This window comes from Methylobacterium sp. WL69, assembly GCF_008039485.1.
Classification (GTDB): domain Bacteria; phylum Pseudomonadota; class Alphaproteobacteria; order Rhizobiales; family Beijerinckiaceae; genus Methylobacterium.
Map to the genome: position 1 here is coordinate 1 of NZ_VRUZ01000048.1, position 13,380 is coordinate 13,380.

Here is a 13,380-nt window from a genome sequence, read left to right on the forward strand (position 1 = left end):
GGGTACGCCGTGGTGCTGGCCGGGCGGCGGCGGGACCGGCTCGAGGCCGTGGCCGAGGCGGTGCGGGCCGGAGGCGGCGAGGCCCTGGCCGTCGCGGCCGACGTCGCCGACCCCGACGCCGTGGCGGCCCTGTTCGGGCGGACGCGGGACGCGTATGGCCGCCTCGACGTGCTGTTCAACAACGCCGGCGTATTCACGCCGGGGGTGCGCGTCGACGAAGTGACGCTGGCCGACTGGCGGGCGAGCCTCGACGTCAACCTCACGGGCGCCTTCCTGTGCACGCAAGGCGCGTTCCGGCTGATGAAGGCGCAGGACCCGCGGGGCGGACGCATCATCAACAACGGCTCCATCGCCGCCCAGGTGCCGCGGCCGAACTCCGCGCCCTACACCGCCACCAAGCACGCCATGACGGGCCTGACCCGCGCCACGTCCCTCGACGGCCGGGCCCACGACATCGCCTGCGGCCAGATCGACGTCGGCAACGCCGAGACCGAGATGACGCAAAGCTTCTCGCACGGGGTGCGGCAGGCCGACGGCAGCATCAAGCCGGAGCCGGTGATGGACGCCGCCCACGTGGCGCAGGCCGTGGTCTACATGGCCGGGCTCCCCCTCTCGGCCAACGTCCAGTTCATGACCGTGCTGGCGACCAAGATGCCCTATATCGGCCGCGGCTGAGGGCACCCCGCAGCTTTGCGCTTCCCCCCGGAAACGCCTACACAGCCCCCTCGCGCAGGTCGCCGTCCGGCGACCATCGTCCGCCCGCCGCGGACCCGGAACACCGTTGCCCGCCATGCTGATGCAGACCGACGCCAAGCCGACCGACGCGAAGAGCGACCCCGTCGCCCGGCGGCGAACCTTCGCGATCATCTCGCACCCGGATGCCGGCAAGACCACGCTCACGGAGAAGCTGCTGCTGTTCGGCGGCGCGATCCAGCTCGCCGGCGAGGTCAAGGCCAAGCGCAACCGCGTCTCGACGCGCTCGGACTGGATGGGCATCGAGAAGGAGCGCGGCATCTCCGTCGTCACCTCGGTGATGACGTTCGAGTACGGCGACTGCGTCTTCAACCTCCTTGACACCCCGGGCCACGAGGACTTCTCGGAGGACACCTACCGGACGCTCACCGCCGTCGATTCGGCCGTGATGGTCATCGACGCGGCCAAGGGCATCGAGGCGCGCACGCGAAAGCTGTTCGAGGTCTGTCGGCTCCGCGACATCCCCATCGTCACCTTCGTGAACAAGCTCGACCGCGAGGCCCGCGACCCGTTCGAGCTCCTGGACGAGATCGAGAAGGTGCTGGCCCTCGACGTGGCCCCCGTCACCTGGCCCATCGGCCGGGGCCGGAGCTTTGCCGGCACCTACGACCTCGGCAACGGCCGCGTGCGCCGCCTCGACGCAGCCGACGATGCCGGCACCGTGGCGGTGACGGGCGTCGACGATCCGCTGTTCGACCAGCTCCTGACGGAGCAGGGCGAGGTCGAGACCTGGCGCGAGGAGGCGGAGCTCGCCGAGACCGGCCTCAAGCGCTTCGACCTGCAGGCGTTTCGCGAAGGCCACCTCACGCCGGTGTTCTTCGGCAGCGCGCTCCGCAACTTCGGCGTGCGCGACCTCATCGACGGGCTCGCCCGCTTCGCGCCGCCGCCCCGCGGCCAGGACGCCGACAAGCGCCTCGTCGAGCCGACGGAGGCGAAGATGACCGGCTTCGTGTTCAAGATCCAGGCGAACATGGACCCGAACCACCGCGATCGCATCGCCTTCATGCGGGTGTGCTCGGGGCGGCTCAGCCGGGGGATGAAGGCCAAGCTCGTGCGCACGGGGAAACCCATGTCGCTCTCGGCCCCGCAATTCTTCTTCGCCCAGGACCGCGCCATCGCGGACGAGGCGTTCGCGGGCGACGTCGTCGGCATCCCGAACCACGGGACCCTGCGCATCGGCGACACCCTGACGGAGGGCGAGGAGATCGTGTTCCGCGGGGTGCCGAGCTTCGCCCCCGAGATCCTGCGCCGGATCAAGCTCACCGACGCCATGAAGGCGAAGAAGCTGCGCGAGGCCCTGCAGCAGATGGGCGAGGAGGGCGTGGTCCAGGTGTTCCGGCCCCATGACGGCTCCCAGGCCATCGTCGGGGTGGTCGGCGCCCTCCAGCTCGACGTGCTGAAGGAGCGGCTCCAGGCCGAGTACGGCCTGCCCATCGACTACGAGCCGACCCGGTTCTCCATCTGCCGCTGGATCGAATCCGACGCGGAGACCGACCTCGACAAATTCATCGGCACCCACGGCTCGGCCATGGCGAGCGACCTCGACGGCGCGCCGGTGTTCATGGCCACCACCGCCTTCTCCCTGCGCTACGAGGAGGAGCGGGCGCCGGCCGTGCGGTTCACCGACATCAAGGATTACCAGAAGCGCGCCGCCTGACGCGCTGGACGCTGTCCTAGCGCTCGGCCCGCAGGCTCCCGATGAAGCGGCGCGCGACGTGGCGCACGGCCTCGTCGTCGCGCTCCGCGTCCGGGCCCTTGTCCCAGAGATGGTCGACGCTGGCGTCGAGGTCGTCGAGCAGTTCGGGATGGCGCTGCGCGAGGAAGCGCAGGGTGCCGAACAGCAGATGTTCGATGGCCATCTCGCGACGGCGGGCGTCGACGATCTGCGGGTCGGAGTCGGGTGTCGGCTGGCTCATGGCACCCCAACCGGCCGATGCGATCCTGGGTTCGCTGCGAGCCCGGCTGCATGATGCCGCAGCGGGCGTGTCTCGAGCGACAGACGCTCAGTTTGCCGCGTTCGACATGGCCTGCGAACCCGCCGACGACGATCCTCCACCGCTCCGCAAACCCGCACCGTCGGGGCTACCGGATTCACACAAGTGCGAACGGGCCGATTCCGTGCAGCGGCAGGCATCCGGATGCGGGAGGCGCATCGGGGCTCCCCCCCCCGGAAGGCTACCGGATTCACACATTGTCAGCGCGACGCGGCTCTCCTCCCCCTTGCGGGGAGGAGTTGGAGGTGGGGGTGGCTCCGCTGGCCTCCGAACCCCGAGGGTCACCCAACCACCCCCACTCCTAACCTCTCCCCGCAAGCTCGACGGATCTCGGGCAAGCCCGAGGTCCGCTGGGGAGAGGAACGCGCTCTGCCAGTAAAGTAGCGGGCCATGGGGCGGTCGTCCGGTTCCTGAAAGCTGCGGAGACCTAAGCGTTCACTGTCTGTTTCCGTGATATGGCGTTCTCGAAAGGGGGCGGGGGCTTCGCGCGCCGCATTCGGCGGTGGAATGCGGACCGTCCGGGAGCGCGACCACCCGGTACGACCATCGTTCCGCAAGATCGACGGCCCGATCACGTCCAGTACAGCAGGCGGGCCATGGGCAGGTGCCGCTCCACCAGGCCGGTGAGGGATGTCCGCAACTGGCGCATGGTCTCGGCGGGATAGACGAACTTGGTCGAGCCGAACTTGGTGAGTTTTCGCGAGCGGGCCTGCTCGTCGAGGTCGAGGTCGCTGCCCGGATACCAATCCCGCAGGACGGTCTTCGAGGCGGGCGTGAACCGGTGGGTGATGAGCTCCACCGTGAGGTCGAGGTCGGGGATGTCCGCGAGGACGGCGGCGGTTCGGGCGAACAGGTCGTCGTAGCCCACCGGCCAGTCGGGGAACGCCTGGATCGGGGCCACCGTGAGCCCGATCCGGTAGCCGACGCGGGCCAGGGCCCCGAGGGCATCGAGGCGGGCCTGGAGCGGGCTGGTGCCGCCCTCGTAGCGGATCAGGGCCGGCGCGTTCACCGACATGCGCACCCGGACCCGCCGTCCGTGCGGCAGGCCGATCAGCGGCGCGGCATTGCCGAACTTGCTGGTGAACCGGAGCTGGACCGGGGCATCCCAACGCCCGAAGAAGCGCACCGCTTCCGCCAAGCTGCCGGTGACGTGTTCGATGCCGAGGGGATCGGCATAGCACGACCCCTCGAAGGTGGTGCCCTCGTGCGCCCGCGCGGGGGAGGCCGAGGTGACCTGGCCGGTGCCGAGATGGGCCGGCAGGCCCGCGAGGATCTCGTCCACGTTGGCGTAGACCCGCGTGATCGGCGGACCGCCCAGCGAACCGGCGAGGTAGCAGTACTGGCAATGGGCGTGGCAGCCCTCGGCGAGGTCGAACCGCCAGTCGGCGGAGGGCGGGATCGGCTGCAGCCGGCGCTTGCTCGGGGGAGCGACCACCACCGCCAGGGTTCCCTTGGCCGCGCGGTAGGCGGCGCGCGGGTCGTCGTGCTTCGGATTGGCGAGCCGGTCACCGGCCAGTTCGACCACATCGGCCCCGAGGGCGGCGGCCCGCTCGGCGATGGCCCGCCCGTGCGGGAAACCCCGCGCCGCGCGGGTGATGAGGACGGTGTTGGGCCGCCACAGGCGGGAAGCGGCGGGAGGCGCCGGCGAATCAGGCATGGGTGTGGGCATGATCTTCGACAAGAGACCCGGCCGATCCCGGTTCCGTGCAGCGGCGATCAGCCGTGCCCCGGCCCCGCGGGGTAGCCCGTCGCCAGCCCGTCGAGGAAGCGGTCGGCCTCTGCCACCAGGGCGGCCCGGCGTGTCCCGTCCCACGCCGCGAGGGTCCGGTAGGGCATCGCCATGCGCTGGTTCCGCGACAGGGTGTCGGCGTTGCGGATCAGGAACGCCCAGTACAGGTAGTTGAACGGACAGGCCTTGGGGCCGGTCTTGATCTTGGGGCTGTAGGCGCAGCCGTCGCAGTAGTTCGACATCCGATCGATGTAGGCGCCGCCCGCCGCATAGGGTTTCGACGACATCACCCCGCCATCGGCGAAGAGCGCCATGCCGTGGACGTTCGGCAGCTCGACCCATTCGTAGGCATCGGCATAGACCACGAGGTACCATTCCTCGATCTCGGCGGGACGGATGCCGGCGAGGAGGGCGAAGTTCCCGGTGATCATCAGCCGGTTGATGTGGTGCGCGTAGGCGTGGCGCCGGGTGTCCTCGATCGCCTGATGCAGGCAGTTCATCCCCGTCTCGCCGGTCCAGTAGAAGGTCGGCAGCCCGCGCTCCGCCCCGAGGGCGTTGCCGTCGGCGTAGTCCGGCATGCGCAGCCAGTAGACCCCGCGGACGAACTCGCGCCAGCCGAGGATCTGGCGCACGAAGCCCTCGATGGCGTTGAGCGGCACCCGCCCCGCCCGGTACTCGGCCATGGCCCGGTCGACCACCTCGCGGGCGGTCAGCAAGCCGGCGTTGAGGTAGGGCGACAGGGTGGCGTGGTAGAGGAACGGCTCTCCCGACCGCATGGCATCCTGGTAGTCCCCGAAGGCCGGAAGGCAGGCCGTGGCGAAATCCTCGAGGGCCGCCAGGGCGTCGGCGCGGGTCACGCCCCAGGTGAAGCCGTCGAGATCGCCGAAATGTCCGGCGAAGCGGGCGGCCACCAGGGCCATGACCGCCCGGGTGGTCGCGTCCGGCGCGAAGCGCAGGCGCTGCGGCGGAGCCCGGTCGGCCGGCCACGGCTTGCGGTTGTCGGCGTCGAAGTTCCAGCGGCCGCCCACCGGCGCCCCGTCCTCCATGAGCAGGCCGGTCCGGGTGCGCATGGCGTGGTAGAAGGTTTCCATGCGGTAGCTCGCCTTGCCCCCGGCCCAGGCGGCGAAGTCCGCGCGGGAGCAGTAGAACCGGGTGTCGGGCCTGATCTCGACGGGGACGTTGAGACGGGTCCGCCAGCCGTCCATGGCGGCCAGGACCCGCGCTTCCCCGGGCTCCGTGACCACGATGGCGTCGGGCAGGTGCCGGCGGGCGGCGCGTTCCAGTTCGCCCGTGAACGACCCGGTGTTGTCGGGGTCGTCGAGGGCGACGTAGTCGACCCGGATGCCCTCGGCGCGCAGGTCTTCGGCGAAGTGGCGCATGGCCGAGAGGATCAGGGTGATCTTCTGCTTGTGGTGCGGAACGTAGGTCGCTTCCTCCATCACCTCGACCATCAGCACCGTGTCGGTCGCGGGATCGAGGCCGTCGAGGGTCGGAAGGGTGCGGGTCAGCTGGTCGCCGAGGACGAAGCGGAGAACGGACGGGCCGGGGGCGGACGAGGGAAGGGCGGACATGGGCAACGGGTCTCGCACGGGATGTTTTCTGTCTGTAACGTTCCCCGTTCGTTCGGGATCGCCCCGAAAGGTCGCACTTGGCCGCGCAGCGAGACCGCGACAGCGCGCCCATCGGGGCCACCGCCGCATTCTTCCGGACCGACGAGGCGACCGTCCTCACGCATCCCGCGGGCGGCGTCGGTCCGCTCTCTTGGAGGGCGATCGCAGATGGGCGCTTGCGTGTACGTCAGCCCTTGCCCGTTCGCGCAGAGCGTCTGCGCGCATGTCCCTCTCCCCGCCTGCGGGGAGAGGGGCGCAGGCACCCCGTCGTGCCTGCGGCGAGCGAAGGCGAAGCCGCAGCGACGGTGAGGGGGCTTCGTCGGAGGAGCCTCATCCGGACGCACCCCCTCACCGTCGGCTGCCGCCTCGACGCGCTCCCCGGCAGGGGGGAGACGCGTCCCTCTCCCCGCAGGCGGGGCGAGGGGATGCGCACCGGAAACTCTGCTTCTTCGACGACGCCCTTCGGCGGCGGTTTCAGACCGCGACCATCATCCGCGATCACCCTGCCTGGAAGGAAAGGGAGCCCGTCGCGATTCCTGCCGGGTCGCGATGGCGTTCGAAAATGGCCATCGGGCGGGTGGGGCAAGCTGTTGGCCGACGCGGACGGGTGGGGCCCGGCCGTATCGTTCACGGCCGATGGGGAAGACGGAAAGCCGGACGGGTCGGCGGCGTGGTCGGACCCTTCCCCAAATATTCAGCCCGCCTCGTCTGTCCAGCCAAGTTTCCGTCCATCGAATGGGGCGGACAACTCGCCGCTCCGGGTGTAGTCTACCGGCCATCTGCTCTCGACATCTGCGAGCGTGGTTCGTGTGTCTCGCCTGTGGACGGTCGCGAGCGTCACCCCGATCGAGGGCGAACAGCCATGGCGACCCTTCAGACATTCACGCATGGGCGCGACGCGACCCATCCTGCGATCCGTGAGATCGGCCTCGCGGATCTCAAGACCTCGCTCCGGCACGGCCTGGACGATTTCCTCGCCATGCCGAGCCACGTCTTCTTCCTCGGCCTGATCTATCCCCTGGCGGGGGTGTTCCTCGCCGGACTCACCTTCGGCAACAACGTCCTGCCGATGCTGTTTCCCCTGGCGGCGGGCTTCGCCCTCATCGGACCGTTCGCGGCGGTCGGCCTGTACGAACTCAGCCGCCGCCGCGCGGCCGGCCTCGCCACGGACGGGCGCCGCGCCTTCACCAGCCTGGGTCGGCACTCGGCCTTCGCCCTCGGTATCCTCGGCCTCGTCCTGGCGGTGATCTTCGTCGCCTGGCTCATCGCCGCGCAGGGCCTGTACTGGGCGCTCTACGGCGCGGCGCAGCCCGATACGGTGCTGGGCTTCGTCGCCGACATCCTCACGACCCCGCGCGGCTGGGCGCTGATCGTCCTCGGCAACCTCGTGGGCTTCGCGTTCTCGGTGCTGGTGCTGGCCGTCAGCCTCGTCTCGGTGCCCATGGTGGTGGACCGGCGCGTCGATGCCCTGACCGCCGTCGAGACCTCGCTTGCGGCCTTCCGGCGCAATCCGCGCACCCTGGTGGCCTGGGGCTTCGTCGTTGCCGGACTGCTGGTGATGGGCTCCCTGCCGCTCTTCATCGGCCTTGCCGTGGTCATGCCGATCCTCGGGCACGCCACCTGGCACCTCTACCGCCGCCTCGTGGCGGCCTGACGGCGTCCCGTCCCGGAGCGGCCTTCAAGCCGGAAGCCGTCCGTCAGAACGCGCCGAGTTCAGAATTTGCCCAGCATGGGGAAATCGACGCTGAGCGCCGATTCGGCGGCCAGGGGCGCCTCGCGCCGGCGCGGCTTGCGGTTGATGACCTGCTTCAGCTTCGATTTCAGCACCGACATGTCGAACGGCTTCAGGATGAAGGCGTCGGCGCCGGCCTGGTGGGCGAGGTTGATGTCCTCGAAGTCGAACGAGGCCTCGGTCAGGATGAAGGGCGTGTTCATCAGGGCATCGTCGGCGCGGATCTCGCGCAGCAGGGACAGGCCGTCCATGGGCTCCATGTCGAGATCGGAGATCACCAGGGCGTACTTGCGGCTGCGCAGGCGCTCCAGGGCGGTGGCCCCGTCGTTGACGCCGTCCACATCCGGGAACCCGAGGCGGTTCATCAGCAGGACGACGAGCTTCAGGAGCTTGTCCTGGTCGTCGACGATGAGGATCGGAGGCGTCTCGCTCATGAATCGTGGGTCTCAGGCCGTGGCGGCGACAGGTCGTCCGGATGGGGATCGGCGTCTCTCGCGAAACACCCGGTCACCGCTGCTGCGCGCTCCGGGCACGCGGGTGCGACGGGCGTTTCGTGGGAGGCGCTCAGACGAACAGGTGATCGATCCCCTGCTTCGACATGGATTCCGTCTGCAGTTGCATGGCCAGCGCGTGGATGCCGCCGGCCTTCGGCGTTCCGCGCTGGAACATCGGCATCAGGTTGGCCTTCAGGAAGATGGCGTCGTTGGCAGGGCCGCGGACGCCCGTGGAGAACGAGTGCACGAATTCCCGCTTCACGATCTCGCGCCACTCCACGATCTGCACGTCGCGGTGGCGCGAATCGGCGGCGATCCGGTTGAAGGTGTCGTTGACCGAGGTGCGCTCGCCCTCGATGATCTGGGCGGCGACGTTCTGCTCGACCACGAGGAAGCTGGTGATGACGGAGAACTCGTTCTTCTTCTGCGCGTGCCGGGTGATCTCGTTGAGCTGACGGGCGCGCGTCGGCGCATCGGCCGCGAGGTTGAGCCGGGAGAAGTAGATGAGGTGGACGAGAGTCGTCCGCTTGGCGCGCATGATCGTGGCCCGTGATGTCCGCGCCCCGAGCCTAGACAGAAGTGAGATAACGGGGCGTAAAGACCCGGGGGCGCGGACACCGTTCATCCTGCGACCCGTTCGGGGGGATTTCATGCCGGGATCGTCGGCCACAGGGTTCCGCGTCGTCCTCGGACTGGGGATCGGCCTCGCCGGACCGGTCTCGGCCCGCGACCGGGCGGTCGCGCCCGCCGGGGAAGTCCGGCCGTGCCCGTCGCAGGGCGCCGGCTTCGTCCGGGTGCCGGGCACCACCACCTGCCTGCGCCTGTCCGGGCGGGTCGCAGCCGGACTTGCAGCCGGACCCGCGGCGGAGCGGCGGAACCCCGCGCCATTGTCCCTGGGCCGCCTGTCCGTCGACACCCGCACCACCACGGATTACGGCCCCGTCCGCGCCTTCGTGCGCATGGGGACCGGCCGGCCCTGACCCCTCACAGGCTGCGCGACAGCACCAGGGACTGGCCGGCGCCCATGCCGGGACGGGCGTAGGGGGAGGGGGCGTGCGCCGGGCGGCCGTAGATGGTCGACGCGCGGGCGCGGCCGACTTCCTCGGCGAGGGACTTCACCAGCCCCTCCGAGACGGCGCGGGCGGTGGCGAGCACCATCTGGTTGGCCTCGACCACCGCCGTGAAGCGCCGATGGGCCGCCTTGAGGGCTTCGAGGCCCTCGGGGGCGAAGCGCGCCAGGGCGATGGCGTTGGCCTTGATGGTCTCAAGGCCCTGGAGGTAGGCCGCGGACAGGCCGGTCTTGTGCTCGGCCTCGGCCAGGCCCTCGCGCAGGCGCCCGACGCGGATGTGATCGCTCTCCCGGGCCAGCACGCCCTCCAGGGCCTGGAGGCTCTCCATCACCCGGGCGACGAGGGCCCCGGCCCCGGCCCGGTCGACGATGCGCAAGGGGCTCTCAGTTGACGCCGCCATGGCTGCCCTCCTGCATCTTCATCATCTCGCGAAAAACCTGATCGCCGATGCCGACGCCGCCGCTCTTGACGATCTGGCCGGCATATTCCTTGGTGAGCATGGAGCGGTAGACGCCGCCGCCGGTGCCGTTGTCGCCAAGGGGCCCTTCGGTGCCCTCGGACTGGGCCAGCCGGTCGAGGCTCTGCTCGAGGAACATGGTCTCGAACTCGTTCGAGGCCTTGCGCGCCTTCGCCTCGGCGGCGCTCTTCGGGGCCGCGGTGGCGGCGGCGGTCTTCGACGCACCCGCCACGGTCTTGGCGATGTCGCCGACGATGGCCTTGCCGACGCCGAGGGCGGCGGAGGCGGCGAGGGGAGCGAACAGCATGGTCAACCTCTCGGGCTGGGGGAGGGGGGGAGCATCACATCACCTCGATATCGGCCTGGAGGGCGCCCGAGGCCTTGATCGCCTGGAGGATCGAGATGAGATCGCGGGGGCCGACGCCGAGCGCGTTGAGCCCGTCCACGAGCTCGCGCAGGGTCACGCCCTCCTTGACCAGGGCGAGCTTGTTGCCCTCGCCGGTATCGACCTTCACGCCGGTGCGCGGAACTACCGTGGTCTGACCGTTGGAGAAGGGGGCGGGCTGGCTCACCTGCGGCTGCTCGGTGATGGTCACGGTCAGGTTGCCCTGCGCGATGGCCACCGTGGAGACCCGGACGTCCCGGCCCATGACGATGATGCCCGAGCGCTCGTCGACGATGACCCGCGCGGTCTGGTCGGGTTCGACCTTGAGCTGCTCGATCTCGGTGACGAGGCGGATCATGTTGCCGTTGTACTTCGGCGGGATCTGCAGGGTGACGGTGGCGGGGTCCGTCGGCTCGGCGGTGTCGGCGCCCATGAAGTCGTTGATGGCGGCCGCGATCCGCTTCGAGGTGGTGAAGTCGGGGTTGCGCAGGGACAGGCGCAGGGAGCGCATGTCGTTCATCTTGAACGCCATCTCGCGCTCGATCATCGCGCCGTTGGGCACGCGCCCGTTGGTGGGCACGCCCCGGGTGATCTTGGCGGCGTCGCCCTCGGCCGAGAAGCCCGCGATGGCCACCGACCCCTGGGCCAGGGCGTAGACCTCGCCGTCGGCGCCGAGCAGGGGCGTCACCAGCAGGGTCCCGCCCTGGAGGGATTTGGCGTCACCGAGCGACGACACGGTGATGTCGATGCGGTTGCCCTGCGTGGCGAAGGGCGGCAGGCTCGCCGTCACCATCACGGCGGCGAGATTCTGGGTCCGCATGGTGGCGCCGCGGGTGTTGACACCGAGGCGCTCCAGCATGGCCTGGAGCGACTGCTTGGTGAACGGGATGTTGTTCAGGGTATCGCCGGTGCCGTTGAGGCCCACCACGATGCCGTAGCCGACGAGCTGGTTCTGGCGCACGCCCTCGATGCTCGCCATGTCCTTCACCCGCGACAGGGCGAAGGCCCGCTCCGGGACCGCCAGCGTCAGGGCGCAGGCCAGGGCCAGGAGGCACCGGGCGAGGCGGCGAGGCGACCGCCAGGCAGGCCGAAACGTCGAGGAGGGCATCTGAATTCGCATGGTGCGCTTCGATGAGGGGTCGAGTTCCCCCATCGTGCCAGGAGCGTGCCAACCATGGGGTTTCTGTAAACCCTTGGAATTGAACGAATTATTCCAAGACCTGCGGCGCACGCCATCGATCCGACCCGGCACGCTCCGTGTCGACCCGGCAGGTTCTGCCGGGATGTTCACGGATGTTTAACCATCCCGGCCGGATTCTGCCGTCTCGCACCGATCCTGGGTTCCCGCTTCGCGGGGACCGGATCGGCCGCCCTCCGGTGCCGCGCGGGTCCGGGGCGGACGAGGGGGCCGCGCGGGTTTGGAACGGTCGTCCCACCATGCGCATCGACCCCCGCTTCGCCGCCGCGCCCACGGGTGCGGCCGCCGCGCCGCGCCGCCCGGAGGGGGGCCCGGCCTTCGCCCTCGGACAGGCCCCGGCCACGACCACGAGCGCCGCCGCGACACCGGCCGCGTCGCTCGCCGGCCTCGACGCCATCCTCACCCTCCAGACCAACGCCGACACGCCCGAGGAGCGCCGCCGCCGTGCGACCCGGCGCGGTCACGACCTCCTCGACGGCCTCGACCGCCTGAAGGCCTCCCTCATCATGGGCCGGGTCTCGACCCGGGACCTCCAGGCCATCGCCGGACGCCTGTCGCAGCGGAGCGGCGACAGCGGCGACCCCCGCCTCGACGGCCTCATCGCCGACATCGAGTTGCGGGCGGCGGTGGAGCTCGCCAAGCTTTCGGTCTCCCGCGCCGCCTGAACCCCGCGACGCCCGCAGACACACGAGGGCCCTACCCGATCCTCGCGGATCGGGTAGGGCCTGAGGGCGCGTCGCGTCGTGCTGCGAACCGAGATCAGCCCTTAGTCTTCGCCTTCGTGCCCTTGGCCGGCTCTTCCAGGTCATCCGCCTCGTCGGTCTTGGCCTTGCCCTTCGCCGCCTTGCCGCGCGGCGCGTCGCCGTCGGCCGCATCCGTCTCCGAGCCCTGCGTGTTGATCCGCTCGGCGATCTCGCTCAGGAGCGCGTCGGTCTTCTTTTCCTCTTCGAGGGTCTCTTCGAGGAGCTTGGCCGCGTCCTCGTGGCCGAGCTGGCGTGCCCAGGTCTTCAGGGTGCCGTAGCGGGCGATCTCGTAATGCTCCACCGCCTGGGCGCAGCCGATGAGCACGGCGTCGGCGGCAGGGCTGTCGCCGAAATCCTCGAGATCCTCTTCCATCTCCGAGGTGATGCCCTGCATCGCCTCGCAGGTCTTGGAACGGGCCGGCTTGCCGATGATCTCGAACACCTGGCCGAGCCGCTCGACCTGATGGGCGCTCTCCTCCGCATGCGCGGTGAAGGCCTGGCGAAGCTCGTCGTTCTCCGCCGCCTTGGCGGACTTCTTGAGGGCGCGGACGGACTGCTTCTCGGCGTAGTACACGTCCTTCAGGGTCTCGTAGAAGGCGTCCGCGAGGGTCTTCTGCTTGGCGGCCATGGGTTAGGTCTCTCTGAGGTTGGAACGATGGATTGCGGCGCCGGATCTGACCTGCCCTCCGGCGAAGGGAATGCCGGCTCGTCGCACCAGAGCACGACAAGACACAAGCTTGCTACCGAGTTTTAGAGATCAGTGCGATCCTTCGTGGGTATCACCGAAAGACGAGGGAAACTCAGTCGGCCGTAGCCCACTCGTCCTTCGCCTGCGCCGCCGTGCGATTGAGCGTGATGCGCCCGTCCGCGACCGATGCGATGGAATCGATGTGAAGATAATGGTGCTTACCGCCCGCATCTTCGTCAGTCTTCGTCATCTTGATACGCTGTCCCTCAAGATGATCGACGGTTCCGACGTGGACATCATCCGATCCGATGACGGGCATGTGCTCGCGAATGTCTTCGGTGTTCATGATCACCACTCTGTTTCAGCCGAGCCCAACGTGGCCCATCGGGCATGGTTCCTGGCCGCCGGCGGATGACGGGGGATGGGCGGATTCTGTCGCAGGATGGCATGGCCGCGTTCCCCGGCGGGGGTTGAACCGATGTGTCCGGCAGGCTTGAACAAGATCCCGGCCCGACCTGAATCGGCAT

The 13,380-nt window shown here is 69.6% G+C and carries 15 protein-coding genes; 5 read left to right on the forward strand and 10 right to left on the reverse strand.

Features of this window, described 5'->3' with window-relative positions:
• A partial coding sequence (locus tag FV218_RS13880; protein ID WP_147710181.1) for an SDR family oxidoreductase occupies window positions 1-675 on the forward strand: 675 nt, incomplete at its 5' end.
• 115 nt (window positions 676-790) lie between these two features.
• A complete protein-coding gene (locus tag FV218_RS13885) occupies window positions 791-2,410 on the forward strand; it encodes a peptide chain release factor 3 (RefSeq protein WP_147710183.1) in 1,620 nt (539 codons plus the stop codon).
• 16 nt (window positions 2,411-2,426) lie between these two features.
• Here the strand turns inward: FV218_RS13885 and FV218_RS13890 are convergent, their stop codons facing one another.
• The 3 genes from FV218_RS13890 to FV218_RS13900 all read right to left on the reverse strand — a co-directional run bounded on the left by FV218_RS13890 (window position 2,427) and on the right by FV218_RS13900 (window position 6,047).
• Window positions 2,427-2,669, reverse strand: coding sequence for a hypothetical protein (locus FV218_RS13890; protein ID WP_187273061.1), 243 nt, complete (start codon window positions 2,667-2,669; stop codon window positions 2,427-2,429).
• 649 nt (window positions 2,670-3,318) lie between these two features.
• Entirely contained in the window at window positions 3,319-4,404 is a 1,086-nt protein-coding gene (locus FV218_RS13895) for a spore photoproduct lyase family protein (protein ID WP_246685122.1), read from the reverse strand.
• A gap of 59 nt (window positions 4,405-4,463) precedes the next feature.
• Entirely contained in the window at window positions 4,464-6,047 is a 1,584-nt protein-coding gene (locus FV218_RS13900; protein ID WP_147710186.1) for a cryptochrome/photolyase family protein, read from the reverse strand.
• A gap of 901 nt (window positions 6,048-6,948) precedes the next feature.
• Here FV218_RS13900 and FV218_RS13910 point away from each other — a divergent pair.
• Entirely contained in the window at window positions 6,949-7,740 is a 792-nt protein-coding gene (locus FV218_RS13910; RefSeq protein ID WP_147710188.1) for a DUF2189 domain-containing protein, read from the forward strand.
• Window positions 7,741-7,799: 59 nt separating this feature from the next.
• Here the strand turns inward: FV218_RS13910 and FV218_RS13915 are convergent, their stop codons facing one another.
• Both FV218_RS13915 and FV218_RS13920 read right to left on the reverse strand, forming a co-directional pair.
• Window positions 7,800-8,252 carry a response regulator gene (locus tag FV218_RS13915; protein ID WP_056093176.1) on the reverse strand — a complete coding sequence of 151 codons (453 nt, stop codon included), beginning with the start codon at window positions 8,250-8,252 and terminating at the stop codon, window positions 7,800-7,802.
• 130 nt (window positions 8,253-8,382) lie between these two features.
• Window positions 8,383-8,850 (reverse strand): BLUF domain-containing protein, encoded by a 468-nt coding sequence (locus FV218_RS13920; RefSeq protein ID WP_056093173.1) that lies wholly within the window; start codon window positions 8,848-8,850, stop codon window positions 8,383-8,385.
• Window positions 8,851-8,962: 112 nt separating this feature from the next.
• Here FV218_RS13920 and FV218_RS13925 point away from each other — a divergent pair, with 112 nt between their 5' ends.
• Window positions 8,963-9,292 carry a porin gene (locus FV218_RS13925; protein ID WP_147710190.1) on the forward strand — a complete coding sequence of 110 codons (330 nt, stop codon included), beginning with the start codon at window positions 8,963-8,965 and terminating at the stop codon, window positions 9,290-9,292.
• Window positions 9,293-9,296: 4 nt separating this feature from the next.
• Here the strand turns inward: FV218_RS13925 and FV218_RS13930 are convergent, their stop codons facing one another.
• The 3 genes from FV218_RS13930 to FV218_RS13940 are packed head-to-tail and all read right to left on the reverse strand — an operon-like array spanning window position 9,297 to window position 11,344.
• Window positions 9,297-9,782: a hypothetical protein gene (locus FV218_RS13930; RefSeq protein ID WP_147710192.1), complete on the reverse strand. Its 486-nt coding sequence runs from the start codon at window positions 9,780-9,782 to the stop codon at window positions 9,297-9,299.
• On the reverse strand, window positions 9,766-10,146 hold the full coding sequence (locus FV218_RS13935; protein ID WP_056093164.1) for a rod-binding protein: 381 nt from the start codon (window positions 10,144-10,146) through the stop codon (window positions 9,766-9,768). Before FV218_RS13935 ends, FV218_RS13930 begins: the two co-directional genes overlap by 17 nt.
• Window positions 10,147-10,180: 34 nt before the next feature.
• On the reverse strand, window positions 10,181-11,344 hold the full coding sequence (locus tag FV218_RS13940; protein WP_246685123.1) for a flagellar basal body P-ring protein FlgI: 1,164 nt from the start codon (window positions 11,342-11,344) through the stop codon (window positions 10,181-10,183).
• A gap of 317 nt (window positions 11,345-11,661) precedes the next feature.
• On the opposite strand from FV218_RS13940, the gene FV218_RS13945 reads away from it, so the two are divergent.
• Window positions 11,662-12,087: a flagellar assembly protein FliX gene (locus tag FV218_RS13945; RefSeq protein WP_147710196.1), complete on the forward strand. Its 426-nt coding sequence runs from the start codon at window positions 11,662-11,664 to the stop codon at window positions 12,085-12,087.
• 94 nt (window positions 12,088-12,181) lie between these two features.
• Here FV218_RS13945 and FV218_RS13950 read toward each other — a convergent pair whose 3' ends face one another.
• Together FV218_RS13950 and FV218_RS13955 are read right to left on the reverse strand one after the other, a co-directional pair.
• The gene (locus FV218_RS13950; protein WP_147710198.1) at window positions 12,182-12,793 is read right to left on the reverse strand and encodes a DUF892 family protein; all 612 of its coding nucleotides are present in this window, start codon (window positions 12,791-12,793) and stop codon (window positions 12,182-12,184) included.
• Window positions 12,794-12,965: 172 nt separating this feature from the next.
• Entirely contained in the window at window positions 12,966-13,199 is a 234-nt protein-coding gene (locus tag FV218_RS13955) for a DUF2171 domain-containing protein (RefSeq protein ID WP_246685124.1), read from the reverse strand.
• Between the last annotated feature and the right edge of the window lie 181 nt (window positions 13,200-13,380).